Genomic DNA, 16,302 nt, shown 5'->3' with positions numbered 1-16,302 from the left:
CCGGGGTACTTTTAATTTAGATGATGTTTACGTTAATTATTTGTGAAGTAGCACAGCCAGCAACGCCACGTAGGTTAAATGCTTTTCAGGATATTTCTCTGCAACGGTAATGCGCAGCCTTCTTGAAGCTTCGGTGAGGTAATTTTTTACGGTTTGATCTGCCAGGCCCAATTCTGTAGCAATGTCTTTGATGGATTGATTTTCGCTACGCAACTGGTAAACGCGTTTCAGCATTTCGGGCATGCATTCAACGGCTTCCTGTAAAGTTTTTTCAAGCTCCAGGTAATCTGTAAGCGAGTGGATAGAATCTTCCAGCAGGTTTACACGCTCTAAAGCGTTTTGCAGATTCAATTCAGTAACTTTTTTTGAGCGATAATGGCTGATGACATTAAAGCGTACCGCGTTAAGCAGATAATTTTCAAAGGAGGTTTTGATATCGATATCTGCGCGTCGATCCCACACTTTAATGAAAATTTCCTGTACAATGTCCTGAGCTATTCCTTCATCGCGCACGCGGGCCATAGCGCTTTGGTACAGTTTTTTCCAATAACGGTCAAACAACACGTCAAACGCCGAATGATCATCGGCCTTTATTTGCTGAAGTAATAGGGTATCAGAAAAATGTTTCATCGTTCAGATACAAAAGTACCCGTCCAATGTTAAGTTAGCTTTAAGTTTAATGCTTGTATATACCTAATTAGAATATCATAGCCCACATTATTCCAAACATTTGTTTATTGGCTGATCAATGATGCGATTTCTTTATAGTTAACACTTTCATAATATTTTTGAATGTTAAAGGCATATCGACCCAATACTTTCGCCGCCAAAAAAGTAATCCTAGCTGTAAAAAAGAAGAGGCCTAAGTAATAAACTCAGACCTCTTCTTTTTTTAAACGCCAAATACGCCGGCGGTTAACATGTTTCAGTTGTTTCAAAAGTGTTTCAACTGGAGTGTTCCGCCTCGGTTTTCGATATACAACTAAAGACAATTTATTTTGTTTATTATCAGTCATTTACAGCTTATCGAAGATATTATTACTGTTCGCTTGTTCCACTTTTCAGTAAACATCAAGCGGCCACTTCATTAAAACACCTTGATCCTCAGCCCAAGCTCAAAACCGCCAAGACTATAGTCGTTCAGGTTGCCGCTTGCCATGTTGTAGCTTAAATTTAAACCATATGCCCGCTGATCAAACCCTACGCCTAAGCCCACAGCCTTACTGCTATGGTAAAGCGCCTGCATTGACAAACCATAGTTGGCCAACGTTAGATTAACGCCGCCGTCGATGATATTATTGTAGCCATTTACAATTCGGTAAGCTACCAATGGTTCTAATAAAGTAGCCCGGGCCTCGTTGCTTAAATCCATTTTATAACTTATTGATGCCATGAACAGTAATCTGTCGGCATCAAAACGCGTGTCGGAGCTTTTAAAAAAAATAGATTTCATATTGGGCAATGCAGCGCCTATGTATAAGTTATCAGAGGTATAAGCTATACCAAAGTCGCCATCTACATAGGGCTTTAACTGGTTGTATTGTGCCACTTCGGCATCGCCGGCATCACCCGTTAATTCGCCATTATCCACCCGCGAATCGTTGACGCCTAAAGAGAGACCGAAGCTTAGCTTTTCGTCCGCGCCCACCGGCAGGTGGTAGGCATAAGTACCCATTACCCTTGTAGAGCGAATCAGGCCCTCCTTATAATCCGCCACGTTTAATCCAATTCCCACTTTTTGCATTTGGTAATCGCTTGTAAAGGTTGACGTACGCGGCATACCGGGGAAGTTGCTCCATTGTTGTTTATACCCAAGGTTTAGGTTAAGGCCCTCGTCAATGCCCGCCATTGCCGGGTTATACATATACCGGTTTTGAAAATACATGGTCTGCGAAGGATTAAGCTGCGCGCGGGTAGTCTGCGCGCAGCCCAATATCAATCCTGATATCACAACGATGATTATATGTAGCGTAACCTTAGACATTGCCTTTTAATTACTGCGTAATATGGATATAAAGCCTTTGATGGCTGTAATGTCAGGGCTTAGTTTAAGGATATAGTAATATGTACCCTGTGGCAATGGTGCGCCGCTTCCGGTACTACCGTCCCATTCATTGCTGTAGCCTTTCTTTCTGTACACAACTTTACCCGCGTGGTCATAAATAGTTACCGTATTATTAGGGTAATAGTCTATGTCTTTAACTATCCAGGTATCATTCTTGCCGTCTCCGTTTGGTGACAGAATATTGGCCGGAATGATGGCACTTGGTGGCGGAATGTTTAACGTTTCGTCGCCGGTTACCGGTATCGCAGCAAAGCTGGTTGTTGCCGTGGTAGTTACGGTTAATGTGTACGTTTTGGTTGTGCCGTCCTCAGCAGTAATCAATATGGTTATGGTATTGGCACCTGTCGTCAGACTTATTGGGTTAGAATAACTGCCTGAGGCTACCGCGGTGCCATTAATCTTAACCGTAGCGCCGGCATCTGCTACTATAGTCCGTACCGTTACCGTTGCCGTGGTTACGCTTGCCGTGTAGGTGGTAGCATCTGCCTGAGTTGGTGTTTGGCCGCTAACCGCTAAACTTTTCAGATCGTTATTGCTTGATTGCAACCTGGTAACCGTTAATGTGTACGTTTTTGGCGTACCGTCTTCGGCGGTTACTAATACGGTTATTGTATTGGCACCTGTAGTCAGGCTGATATTACCTGAATAAGTTCCCGATACCACCGTTGTGCCGTTGATTTTTACCGTCGCGTTAGCATCTGCTACTATAGCCCGTACCGTTACCGTTGCCGTAGTTACGCTTGCCGTATAGCTGATAGCGTCGGTTTGCGTTGGTGTTTGGCCGCTAACCGTTAAACTCTTCAGATCATTGTTACTTGATGGTAGCCTGGTAACTGTTAACGTATACGTTTTTGGCGTACCGTCTTCGGCGGTTACTAATGCGGTTATTGTATTGGCACCTGTAGTCAGGCTGATATTACCTGAATAAGTTCCCGATACCACCGTTGTGCCGTTGATTTTTACGGTAGCGTTAACATCTGCTACTATAGCTCTTACGGTCACCGTAGCCGTGGTTACGCTTGCCGTGTAGCTGATTGCGTCGGTTTGCGTTGGTGTTTGGCCGCTAACCGCTAAACTCTTCAGATCATTGTTACTTGATGGCAGCCTGGTAACTGTTAATGTGTAGGCTTTCATTGTACCATCTGCCGCTGTTATTACTACAGGTATGGTGTTGGCACCAATAATCAAGCTGATATTATCCGAATAAGCACCTGATGCTACTGTTACACCGTTGATCTTAACCGTGGCCCCTGCATCAGCCGTTGTGGCTCTCACGGTTGCCGTAGTTGAGGCCACAGTGGCGGTAAAGGTTGTAGCCGTTGTTTGAGTCGGCGTTTGGCCGCTAACCGCTAAGCTTTTCAGGTCAGCATTGCTCGACGCTATTTTGGTAACGATCAAAGTATACGTTTTCATCGTACCGTCCTCGGCCGCTATTACAATAGGTATGCTATTGTCGCCGCTGGCTAAACCTATATTACCCGAGTACGTACCCGAGGCTACGCTTATACCGTTTATCGTCAGGGTTGAGCTTGCATCTGCAACGGTAGCTCTTACTGTTACCTGTGCGGCTGACACTGTCGCTATATACTGCGTTGCACTTGCCTGGGTTGGTATTATGCCGCCGCCGAGTGCTAAGTTTTTCAGATCGGTATTAGGCGACGCAATACGATTTACCGTTACCTGTATTGTTTTAGTAGTTACGCCATCTTCGGCCAATATCACTATCGGGATAATCGTTGGTGATGTTCCTGAATTTAGTGTGATATCTGGTGTTGTTACGTTTGATACCGCCGGGTTACCATTGATCGTTAAAGTTGCCAGCGGATCGGTTGTTATAGCTTTAAGACGCACCGTGGTTATTGTTAAGCCACTTAAAGTAACGGTATACGCTGTGCTGCTTATTTGATTTATAGTACCCGCACTTGTTAACAGGTTGGAAAGTTCGGCTTCGTTTGCTATCGTCGGGGTGATCGTCAGCGTGCCGGCTGTAAAGCTCAGGTTGTAATTGCCATTGGCTATTAAGCTGCCCTGATTTATTGCATACGTACCCGGCTGTTCGCCTGCGTCGCGCGTTAGCGTGCCGCTTAACTGATCCAATCCTACTAAAGATCCCGATGTGATTGTATAGGTCAATGCAGGGTCGGCTGTACCGTAGGCCCTGGTCTGTGCATCAGCAGTTGCGGTTATTGCACGCTGACCAATGGTTAATGATTGCGGCACATCTGTAGCGGCATTAAAATTATTTCCTGCTGCCTGACTTGCTGTAATAATGGCTGTACCGGCGCCTGTAATATGTACGGTGTTACTGGTAACCGTAGCCACTGTAGGGTCGCTACTGGTATAAGTAATACTGGTAACGCTGTTGCTGCTTGTTGCATTTAAAGTAAAATCTGTATGCCCGTAGTTTAAGGTAGGTAATGTTGCAAACGTAATAAGCGGTGTACCGACAGCTACGGTTAAATGCTTAACAACACTTGTTGCATCGGTATAATTTGTACTGCCTAATTGTGAAGCGGTTATGTCGGCATCGCCAACACCTACAATATGGATTAAATTACCTGCTGTTATGGTGGCTACAGCCGTATTACTACTGCTGTAAGTAATTGGCGAGTCGGTATTATTACTGGTTGCTACAGGTGCAAAATCGGCATCACCAAACTGCATCGGCGGGAATGCGGCAAGATTGATAACACTTGCTGCCTGGCTTACCGTAAGTATTTGTGAAGCGCTTGTCGCTGTATAATCGGTAGTAGCGGCTTGATTGGCGGTTATGGTAGTACTACCTATGCCTACAATTTGCACGTTTAACCCACCGGTTGCAACAGCGGTATTACTGCTGGTATAAGTTACATCTGTTTCGGGGTTATTACTGGTTGCAGGCCCGTAATCAACTGTTCCCAAAGGTACCGTTGCGGTAGGGGCCATAGTAAGCACCGTTGTGCCTTTGCTAACTGTAAATGTAACGGTTTTGGTAGCCGCAGCATAAGTGTTGTTACCCGCTTGTGTTGCTGTGATGACCACATTTGTTACCGGAGCCACGATGTGGATATTTCCGTTCACAATAGTAACACCCGACTTACTGCTGGTGTAAGTTATTGGCAGGCCCGACGAGCTTGACGCGCCAGGCGAAAAGTCGGCCGTGCCAAACTGTGTCGTTGTTATAGTTGGGAAAGTGATAGTTTGAGCAGTGGTGCCGGTAACATTGATAACTACGTTATAAGTAGCTACTGCACCACCTGTGCTGGTTACTGTAACAGGTATGGTGTTAGCACCTACAACAAGCGCAATACTGCCGGAAGCGCTTCCAGAATTAACAGTAGTGCCATTAACCTTAATGGTGCCACCCGCATCTGCCGTTGTAATTGTCGGCGTTATTTTAACAGTCGAAGCTGTAGTAGACCCTGTATATGTATAAGTACCGGCCGTAAACGTCGGGCTTAGGCTAACAGATGGGCTGGCTGTAGCAGTAAGCGCTCTTAAACTTGGTGCCCTAACTACCGTTAAGGTATAAGTTTTAGTAGTAGTTCCATCTGCCGCGGTAACCACCACAGTAATAGTATTGCTGCCGGCGTTGATAGTAATAGCAGACGAAGCAGCCCCCGATGCCACCGCAGTTCCGTTTACCGTAACGGTCGCACCCGGATCGGTAACCGTAGGGGTTACTGTTAAAGTAGTTGCCGTACTAATTACTGTTGATGTATAGGTGGTAGTTGCAGCAGAAAACGTCGGCAATAAAACACCTGTTGAAAGTGCCAGGTTTGAAAGCGTGGCATCACTGGCAACTGTTTTAAAGTTAATGGTGGTTGATGCGTTGCCATTGCCATTATAAGCCGTAATGGTATAAGTAGTTGCCGGGCTGCTTGCCGTAGGCGTACCACTTATGGTACCGCTGGTATTATCAAAAGTTAAGCCGGCAGGTAAGGTAGGGCTAATGTAGTAGCCATTAACCGGGCTTAAAGATTTGGTGAAAAACACACCGTTAATATCAGTAAAGTTAGAACTGGTCAGGTATAACTTATGCGTCTTGTCTATAGCAAGGCTCCACAAACTGGCAAAAGTTGTAGCCGGGAACATATTAACCGGCGCACCGCCTCCGGCAGGCAACATCAATAACCTGTGATCATCGGTGGTATAAATATTGCCGGTACCGTCAATAGCTATACCATTAGGGCTTTCCAGGTTAGATGCCAGTACTGTCTTAGCACCTGTTCTGTCAATTTTAGTTATAATGCCTGTACCATCATCAGCAACGTATAAATTTCCTGCTGCATCTGTGGTTAAAGCCTGGGGCGAGGTGAAGCCGGTTGCAAATGTAACAGCTGTACCCGTGCCGTAAGCCGGTATTTTAATGATAGCACCGTTAGCTCCCAGACCAACAAACACGTTGCCCAATGCATCTACCGTCACGCCAAAAGGCTCTTTATTAGTTATTGCACTTATGCTTAATACGGTACCATTTTTTAATAAATTGTTTGAGCCGTCGGCTACATAATTGTTGCCCAGGTTATCTACAGCTACCGAAAATGGTTGATTATAGCTACCCGCTAATTGCTGCGGTGCCGAAAAACCATTAGTTGTTGGCGTAAATTTGTATAAGGCAGATGTGGCAGGCGAAACTATTCCATAATTAGTGATGTATAGATTTCCGGGATCATCCACAGCAATACCCAATGGGTTAACCAGGTTTGTGCTGATAGTAGTAAATGTGCTGCTAAAGCCGTTGCCACTAAACGCGTCGACATTGCTGCTTGTTGGCACAAGCGACGCAATGGCCGATCCGGTATTATAGCTGGACTGCACGCCGCTGTAAGCGATACTTGGCGCCGGCACACGGGTGGCAGCCACGCGATAAACGTTATTGGCCGAACCATCGCTATTGGTAACCGAAATATTAATGGTATTCAGGCCAACATTTAATGGGATGCTGGCTGATGCCGCGCCCGATGCTACCGTTGTGCCGTTAATTTTAACAATCACACCGGCATCGACTGTTGTAGGTGTTAATGTAATTGCCGATGCGGTGGTTGACAAAGTATAAACCAGTGTGTTTGAAGCAAACGTTGGCGATAACGTGCCGTTGCTGCTAACCAAATTTGATAAAGCTACAATACCGGAGATAGTTTGGAAATTAACCGTCGCGGTAGCGCTTTCACCAACATTGTTATAGGCCGTAATTGTATAGGTAGTTGCTGCCGAACCGGCTATAGGCGTACCGCTGATAGTACCGGTGCCGTTATGAAAAACTAATCCAGCAGGTATAGCCGGCGTTATGTAATAGCCACCTATAGGCCTGTTTTTGTAAATAGCGCCCGCATTCAAATCTGTAGTGTAAATATTGCCTGCGCCGTCTGTTGCAACACCATAAACATTACTAAAGCCCGATGCCACGGTAGACTGCGTGCCCGCGCCTGAAATTTTTACAATGTTGTTATTACCTGAACTGGCAATAAACAGGTTGCCTGACGCGTCAACAGATAAGTCGGTTGGTTGTGACAAACCTGTACCCACAGTAGCTAAAGTGCTTGCCGCTGCCGATGTGGTAGCGCCCGCAGGTAATTTCCGTACCACGTTGTTTTGGTAATCGGCAATGTACACATTACCACTCGCATCAACCGCCAGGCCATGTGGCGCATTAAGGCCGGTAACCAGGATAGTCGCGTTGCCGGTAACTATAGAGATCTTCTTTAAATCGTTATTGGTTAACTCTGTAACGTACACATTTCCGGCAGCGTCAACAGCCACACCCATAGGTTGGCTTAAACCTGTGCCAATAGTAGTTTGTACGCCACCAGGAGTTATTTTTTGTATGGTAGTTAGATTTTGGTCGGCCACATAAATGTTTCCTGCGGCGTCCATCGTGATATTGCTGATATTAGAAAAACCGCTACCTAGGGTAGTTATGGCACCACCTACTGCAATTTTTTGTAAAGTAGCTGCGTTGCCACCCAGGTAAATATTTCCAGCTGCATCGGCAATTATGCCTGTCGCAGCGTTAATGGCTGGCTGCTGACTAACTATTGTCTTAACATCAAATTTTGGTGTTGCGATATTACTTGAGCTGGTAGGTGATACCGGCGTTATTGCTGCACCCGGTGGGTAAACAATCGGGGTGCTGTTGTAAGCTATTGCCGGTGCTGCTGCCTGGGTTACCGCCAGGGTGTAGGTTTTAGTTGTCGAGCCATCCGGCGCAGTTACCACAATAGTGATAGTGTTAGTACCTGCAATTATCGGTACCACTGCTGCGCCGCTGCTTAATGGCGATGAGTTTACCGTAATAGTAGACGATAAATCAGCCGGGGTAGGCGTAATAGTTACTGATGAAGCAGAGCTTTTTACAGAAACTGAATAGCTGTCGGTGTTAGGATCAAACACCGGGCTAACAACGCCAAGCGGATCAACCGTAAGTGATGCTAATAACGGATTATGCCCTAAAGTTTGGATACTAACCGTAGCTGTAGCAACAACGCCTTCGCCGTTATAGCCCGAAATAGTATAAATTGTTGCCGGGGTACTGGCTGTTGGTGTGCCCGATATAATACCGGTATTAGCGTCGAGCGTTAAACCAGTTGGCAACGGCGTAGTTAAGAAGTAACCACCTAACGGAGGAAGCTGAAATACTTTACCGGCGCCGTTATCTGCAACATAAATAACACCTGCCGGGCCGGCTGTAATACCAAAATTGGCGTTCATAGCGGTTGTGCTAATGGTTGTTTTAGCACCAGCGGGTGTAATTAAAATTACCGCTTTCGATCCGTTAGTAACAAAGATATTGCCGGACGCATCAACGGTTAAGCCTGATGAATTAGAGCCCAGGCCGGTAGCAATAGCGGTAAGGCTGCTGGCAGTAACTGTCGAGCTGGTATTTGCGGGTATTTTGTAAACCGCACCACCCAGGCCGTCAAGCACGTATATATTACCGGCAGCATCAAGCGCAACATCTTCGGCTGTTGTAAAGCCGGTGGCCACTACTGTTTTTGCACCGGTACCGGCAGCAAATTTAACTACATCGGTATTAGAATATTGACTTACATACAGGTTGCCTGCAGCATCAATGGCCACGCCACTTGGTGAGGTGACATTAACAGGCAGTGTGGTTTGCACATTGCCCGGTGTTATTTTTTTGATATTGTTTGCGCCTTGATCTGCAACATATAAATTTCCCGCAGCATCAAGGGCCAGGTTAGCACCTTGCGAAATGCCGCTGCCCAACGTGGTGACGGTGCCGCCTTGAAAAAGGCGCTTGGTTATATTATTAGTACCGCCGTTGTAAACATAAATGGCGTTAGCGTCTACCGCGATACCGGTTGGAGTTGCTACAGTAAATAAACTGGTGGCAGAAGTAGTACCCGTGCCGTAAGCATACGTTGAAACATTGGTTGCCGTAGGATTTAACGGGGTAATTGCTGCGCCAACAGCGTAAGCCTGCGGACCTGCATAAGCCAATGTTGGCGGGCCAAAGCGGGTTATCAATAAAGTATCAGTGGCGGTTGTTACCCCATCCACACCCGTTACTTTAATATAAAATGTATTTAAGCCTGCTGCCAACGCTTGTGCCGATGCAGCGCCTGATGTTACCGTAGTGCCGTTAATTGCAACCGTTGAACCCACTGCATGAACAGTAGGCGTTATGTTTACAGATGCTGTGGCGCTGGCCTCGGTAGCGGTAAATTTGCTGACACTTGCCGAAAATGCCGGGCTAAGTGTACCTGCGCTGATAACCAGGTTTGAAAGGCTAAGATCAACAGTACTGAAACTAACTGTTGTAGAGCCCGGTTCGCCGGCGGCGTTATAGCCGTAAATAGTGTAAGCGGTTAAAGCGGTTGTAGCTGTTGGCGTGCCCGATATTAAACCAGTAGTAGCATTAACGGTTAAGCCGGCAGGCAACGCTGGCGATACATAATAGCCACCCAGCGGTTTAACCTGGTAAGCTGGTACAAAGTTGCCGCTGTAAGACAAATTAAGGTTACCCAACTGATCAATCGCTACGCCCGTTGGTGTAAGGGTTGGCTGATCGCTAATGGTAGTAACCGCCAGAGTTGTACCGTCAACTCTTTTAAAGAACTCGTTCATTCCGGCATACAGATTGCCCATGTTATCAACAGCTACTGATGTTGGCGTACCCATTGTTGACGCAATGATGGTCATACTGGCTAAGGCAACACCGGTAGAGTTGGTTAAGCTTGCCGGTATTTTATAGATGCCTGTTTTGTTGGCATCAGCAATGTACACGTTGCCCGCTTTATCTATAGCTATGCCTGTTGGCTTGCTAAATGCGGTGCTTATAATAAGCGGCGTCGTAAAATTACCGCCCGAGTATTTTTTTACGTCGTGCGAGTTGGTGGTTGTGTTTGATTCAACCACATATAAATTGCCGGCGCCATCAAATGCCAGGCCCGCCGGTTTAATGAGGTTAGTAACTAGTGCCGTTATTGCTCCGGTTCCGTCTATTTTCAGTATTCTACCGGAGGCTGACGTGGTTGAGGTATAGTCTGTAGCGTATAAATTGCCTGAACCATCTGCAACCATACCATTTACGTTGGTAATGCCCGATGAAACCAATGTAGTAACCACACCTGCAGGTGTAACCTTCAATATACTTGATCTTAGGCTGACATATAAATTATTGCTGGCATCGGTGGCTACTGCCCAGCCGCCAATAGTACCCGTAGTATTATTTATGGCTACTTGCTGAGCGAAACCAAGTGTAGAAACATTCGTGCTGGTTGGTGTCACGGAAACTACATCGCCTGTTTTATAGCTGGAAGCCGTAGTATAGCTAAGGGTAGGTAAACCTAGTTTTGTTACTGTTAAGGTATAAGTTTTGGTAGATACGCCATCGCCGGCAATTACTACAACACTAATAACGTTAGTGCCCGGAGTAAGCGATATGGTTGATGCGTTAGTACCCAATGACGACGTACCCCCGTTCACAGCTATAGACGCTGTAGATTCGGCGGTAGTATTTATGGTGATAGCCGAAACTGTACTGGCTACGTTTGCTGTATAAGTTGTTGTAGCTGCTGCAAAAGCAGGGCTAAGCGTACCTGCATCAATAGTCAAAGCAGATAAATTAGCATTGCTTGACACTACTTTAATGCTAACCGTGCTGTTACTATTTGACTGTCCCAGGGCGTTAAATGCGGTAACAGCGTAAGTGGTTGTAGGGCTGCCCACGGTAGGCGTGCCGGTTATAGCACCGTTAGCCACATTAAACACTAAACCGGCAGGTAATGCAGGCGCAATTTTTATACCGCTGTTTTGCGTTATAGAGTAGATCTCAAAGTCAGACCAATCTGTCACATACAGTTTGCCTGTGCCGTCTACGGTTAACCCTTCAGGGGTACCGAAGCCGGTTTGTATGGTACTAGTAGCGCCGGTTGCAGCGTCTATTCTTTTTATATTACCCGAGCCTGATTCTGAAACAAATAAATTGCCCCCGTTATCAATCGTTATACCATATGGCTGGTTAAACCCTGTACCCACTGTAGACAGCGTCGATGCATCAATAGGATAGTTGGTATTGGTTGCCGGTATTATTTTGACATTGTTATTTTGCTGATCTGCAATATACAGGTTGCCTGCTTTGTCGATAGCAATGCCCGTAGCATTGTTAAATTCCTCGGCAATCATAGTGGTGGTTCCCAACGTACCGTTTACCACCGTAAACTTCTGTACAGATTCACTACCAGATACACTGATATAGATATTGCCCGCAGCATCTAAAACAATACCACCCAAAAAGCTCGAGGTATTTGCAAAAGTGGTTTTAGTTGCAGCACCCAGCGGGTCGGTAACCTTATATATTGTGGTATTATCATTTACGTATAAATTGCCGGATGCATCCAGCGCAACCCCGGTAATAAAATCAAAGTCTGAGCGTATGGTTGTATTGGTGCCGTCGGCGGCAGATATCATACCTAAGGTACCACGTGCGCCATAATATATGTTACCCGCCGCGTCTGTAGTTACCGCATCCACCTGATCACTGGTGCTATATACATCCGCCTGATCTGCATAACCCAATGCAGAAAGGTTACTTGTTGTCGGAACAATGTTTGCCGGGGTGCCCGTAGGCAGAATATTGGGGCTGGTGTAGGTCAGCGTAGCCGGGCCTACTTTAGTAATATTAATAGTATAAGTTTTTGTAGTAGTACCATCGCCTGCGGTTACCAAAATACTAATGGCACTGTTTGCTGTGGTACTAATTACTGCGTTGGCCGATCCTGTTGTAGCAGTACCGCCATTTATTGATATAGTAGCTGTAGGATCTGCTACAGCCGCCAATGTTATTGAATTAGTGGTATCCGCAATCATTGCGGCATAAGTGGTAGTACCCGGCGCTAATACAGGTGTAACAACGCCTGGTGTAATACCCAGGCTGCTCAAACTGGCATTGGTTGATGTTACTTTAATGCTGAAAACATTAGAGGCAGCAGTTTCGCTGGCCGCGTTATAAGCAGTAACGGTATAGTTGGCAACCGCACCTCCTATTGAAGGTGTGCCACTTATTTCACCGGTATTTGCATTTAGTAACAAGCTGCTTGGTAATGCAGGCGACACCCTAAAACCAGCGGTTTGTTTAATCTGGAATAAACTAGGGTCGGCATAACTAGAATACACAATTGTTCCATCGGGGCCTGCTGCTATGCTGATCATATAACCCGTAGAACTGGCTAAATTGGTTAAATTACCCGTAGCCACATCCACACGATTAACGGCGCCCGAGCCTGAAGCGTCTGTCACAATCAGATTGCCGCCATTGTCTACAGCCATGCCGCTGGCATAACCAATGTTTGATGCTACGCTGGTTAAAGTAGTGGCGTCAATAGGAAACCCGGTTGCGTTTGCCGGAATTTTTTTGATAAAACCAACGCTTGCGTCCGCAACAAATAAATTACCGGCCCCGTCTACAACGATCTGTGCGATATTTGAAAAATTGGTGGCCAGCACTGTACTAGAAGCAACTGCGTTATTTGCTATAACATATTTAGTGACTTTGGTTTGATCGTTTGCATAAACATTACCTGCATGGTCAACAGCTACACTCCAGGCACTGATGTTTTGAATTAGAGGCGTTGTTGTGCTTCCTGCCTGGCCCGGGTTAGTTATTTTATCAATTTCCGAGTCATGCGCTACATATAAATTTCCTGACGCATCCACCGCTATACCGACTATGTTGCTAATACTGCTATTCACACTTACCGGATCTGTAGTACCTACCGGGATTTCAGACACGCCGCCACCGTCATTATAAAAAAGATTACCCGCAGCATCAAATGCAATTCCTTGCGAATATGCGTTAACCGGACTAAAAGTGCTCGTACCGCTATAGCTTAATGATGATACGTTACTGGTGCTTGGCACCAATGAAACCGGTGTGCCTACATTATAATTGTTGGGCGTGTTATAAGTTATAACCGGCAGGGCAAGCTTGTTAATATTTACCGTGTATGTTTTGGTGGTCGACCCATCGGCTGCTGTTACCAGGATAGCCACAGGTGTACTGCCTGTAGAAAACGGAACAGTTGCCGAGGCAGAACCCAATGTAGCAGAGCCACCATTAATACTAATGGAAGCACCAGGATCAGCAGTTGCAGATATTATCACCGAAGATGGCGAAGTACTGGCTTCGGCAAGCGTGTAAGTAGTTACCCCGCTCGAAAAAGTTGGGCTTAAATTCCCTACACCTGCGCTAATACCACTTAAGTTGGCATTGGTTGAAGTTACTTTGATGTTTACCGTTGAACTTGTGCTGGCATTGGTGCTGCTGTTATATACATCTACCTCGTAATTAGTAGCCGGGCTGCCAACGGTAGACGTACCGCTTATTACACCGGTAGTACCGTTAAAAGTTAAACCCGATGGCAATGTCGGCGATATATAATAACCGCCATTTAACGCGGTTTCGTAAAGTTTGCTATTGGCAACATCGGTATAATAAACATTCCCTTTTGCATCGACGCCAACGCCTGTTACAGCACCTATGGCACCGCTTAGCACGGTGCTAACGCCACTTGGGTCAAGCTTTGTCACCCTGCCGGTTCCGTTATTTTCTTCGCCGACAAACACATTACCGGCATTGTCAACTGCTACCGCCACCGGCGTTGCCAGGTTTGAGAAAAGGTTAATGAAGTTTGACGGATCTACCGGATAGGTTGTAGCAGATGCAGGTACCTCAATGATATTCGTAGCCTGGTTGTCAGCAATATAAAGATTACCGGCTGCGTCAACCGCGAGGCCGTAAGGAAAAGTGATTCCTGAATTAACTATGATGGTTTTTGATGTGCTGACCCCGTTTACCATAGTAAATTTGTCAACACAATGGCTGTTGTTCTCACCAACATATAAATTCCCTGAGGCATCTACAGCAATGCCGCCTATATTATTAAAACCTGAAGCCACAACTGTTTGTGTGCTGCCTGGCTGGCCCGGATTGGTTATCCTGGTAACAGTGCTACCAATCTCATCCGCTACATACAACGCGCCAGATTTATCAATGGCTATACCGGTAATCAACACAAAACCGCCACCCATGGCTATGGCAGTACCACCGCCTGCAGGTATTTTTACCAGGCGGCTGTTAAAATCGTAGGTGTAAATATTGCCGGCTGCGTCAACGGCAACCCCATTTCCCTCATTTTGAACCGTGCTCAAAAAAACCTGGCTGGCATAGGCGGGTGCAGAAACAGAGTTACTGCTTGTGGGCGAAAGGCTTGCAGGCGTACCTACCGTAAATGTATTAGGGGTATTGTAACTTGCAATTGGTCCTGCAAGATCATTAAATGCCACCGTATAAGTGTTGGTTGTAGCATCTGTAGTAGTTACAACAAATGGCAATGAATTTACGGAGCCAATGGTTAACCCGGTTATGGCAAACGGCACTCCTGGTGTAATAGTTGAGCCATTGTAAGTTACGGTTGATGTTGGGTCTACCGGACTAAGTGTTACGTTAACAGAAGCCAGATGCACCGCTTGCGCAGTATAACTAGTGGTCGAGGCATTAAATGCCGGGCTCAATGTACCGGCACTAATCGACAAGGATGCTAGTCTTGTATCGCTAACTTTAATATTTATTGTGGTTGTTGCACTGGTATTGCTGGTGCTGTTTAAAGCCGTAATAGTATAAGTAGTTTGCGGGCTTGCCTTTAAAGGCGTTCCGCTGATTTTACCTGTAGTGGAGTCAAAGCTTAAACCCGCGGGCAATGCCGGGCTGATGTAATAGCCGCCATTTCTTTTAACCGTAAACATATTGCTGCCGCCAAAACCCGAAGCATAGTAGGCGTTTCCTTGCAGATCAACCGCCATGCCGAAGAATGATCCTGCGGGGCCAGTACCGCTAATGGTAGTGATTGTGCCGCTGGGGTCAACCATAGAGATACGGGGTACTGAATTGTTAAAATTGTCAACAAAAACATCACCTATATTGTCAACAGCTACTGTCGAAGGCTGGAAAAATCCGGAGCCAACAGTTATCAAGTTTGCCTGACTTATAGGATAAGCCGTATTAGTGGCCGGTATTTTTAAAAGATTAAAATCATCTACTGTATATACATTTCCTCCTCCGTCAACGGCAATGCCTAAAACGTTAGAAACATTAGCGATCACAATGCCGGAGCCAACAACACCACCAACAACCGGGTATTTTGAAACTACCCCCCCGCCAGCCGTATATATCGTCCCGTCATTACCAACCGCTATATCATTTGGCGAGTTTAAACCAGTTATTATATTGGTTATTGTACGGCCGCCCGAAGCCGGCGTAGTTATTTGGGCTACGGTGCCGGTTGATTTATCGACAATATAAAGCGTCCCGTTCTGATCAACCTTTAAATTTGATAAAGTGGTAAAACTTGTGCTTATTGCCACAGCTGCTCCGCCACCTGCGGGAGCCATCTTAAGACTGCCCGAAGCAATAAAGAAAGTATTACCGCTGCCATCAACCGCCAGCAAAGATGTATTGATCGGCGTATAAAAAACCGATTGCGCTGCAAGCGACGGCGCAGATACATTGGTTCCTGTCGGGATAACATCTGTTATCGTTGTGTTGGTGGTGTACACATATGAGCTACCGCCATAACTTACAGTAGGTGTTTGTGCAAACAGAGATTGCGGTAACGCCGCTGTTGATAACAGCAGCAAAGCCAAAGCCTTAAAGGCACGTTGGCGTTTTTTAATAATCGCAATAATAGACAGCAGTGGGTAAAAAACTTCCATATAGTTTTGTTAGGTCTTACAAT

Annotated in this window: 3 protein-coding genes; all 3 read right to left on the bottom strand. The window is 46.0% G+C overall.

Features of this window, described 5'->3' with window-relative positions; translation table 11 throughout:
* Positions 1 to 36: 36 nt before the first annotated feature.
* The 3 genes from HB679_RS16025 to HB679_RS16015 all read right to left on the bottom strand — a co-directional run bounded on the left by HB679_RS16025 (position 37) and on the right by HB679_RS16015 (position 16,279).
* Complete coding sequence (locus tag HB679_RS16025; RefSeq protein WP_214073021.1) at positions 37 to 630, bottom strand: sigma-70 family RNA polymerase sigma factor; 594 nt, start codon at positions 628 to 630, stop codon at positions 37 to 39.
* Between the two features lie 457 nt (positions 631 to 1,087).
* The gene (locus HB679_RS16020; protein WP_214073020.1) at positions 1,088 to 1,984 is read right to left on the bottom strand and encodes a PorP/SprF family type IX secretion system membrane protein; all 897 of its coding nucleotides are present in this window, start codon (positions 1,982 to 1,984) and stop codon (positions 1,088 to 1,090) included.
* A gap of 6 nt (positions 1,985 to 1,990) precedes the next feature.
* Positions 1,991 to 16,279, bottom strand: a complete 14,289-nt coding sequence (locus HB679_RS16015; protein ID WP_214073019.1) for a cadherin-like beta sandwich domain-containing protein — start codon at positions 16,277 to 16,279, stop codon at positions 1,991 to 1,993.
* Positions 16,280 to 16,302 lie beyond the last annotated feature (23 nt).

This window comes from Mucilaginibacter sp. dw_454 (genome assembly GCF_018449775.1).
Taxonomy (GTDB): Bacteria; Bacteroidota; Bacteroidia; order Sphingobacteriales; family Sphingobacteriaceae; genus Mucilaginibacter.
The sequence above is the reverse complement of the archived record's forward strand: the minus strand, read 5'-3'. Positions and strand labels throughout refer to the sequence as shown.

Bases quoted from the DNA above. Each gene is read 5' to 3' on its own strand.
- HB679_RS16025 (WP_214073021.1), bottom strand. From the start codon at position 630: ATGAAACATTTTTCTGATACCCTATTACTTCAGCAAATAAAGGCCGAT.
- HB679_RS16020 (WP_214073020.1), bottom strand. From the start codon at position 1,984: ATGTCTAAGGTTACGCTACATATAATCATCGTTGTGATATCAGGATTG.
- HB679_RS16015 (WP_214073019.1), bottom strand. From the start codon at position 16,279: ATGGAAGTTTTTTACCCACTGCTGTCTATTATTGCGATTATTAAAAAA.